The organism is Rhizobium sp. SVR5-2C (assembly GCF_056755115.1).
Genome location: NZ_JBNDHT010000746.1, coordinates 1 through 201, shown reverse-complemented (window position 1 = coordinate 201; position 201 = coordinate 1). Strand labels below are relative to the sequence as shown.

Below are 201 nucleotides of genomic sequence, written 5' to 3'. Positions count from 1 at the left end.
CGCGCCCATCTTGCCGAGTTCGGCATCGTCGCGGGCGTCGGGCGCAATGGGCTGCAGGCACTTCTTGATCTTATCCGTAAGGGCGAAAAGACTGAGATACCGGCAGAGGCGTACCTATGTCTCTCAGCACTGGCAGATCAAGTTGACTTGCTGAAGCAGCGCATATTGGACATGGATCGGCGGATTTTGAAATGGCATCGC

1 pseudogene is annotated in these 201 nt (G+C 56.2%); it reads left to right on the top strand.

Annotation, left to right across the window (positions count from 1 at the left end):
* Window positions 1-201 (top strand): annotated as a pseudogene (locus ACPYOI_RS37450) (IS110 family transposase); the annotation flags it as partial.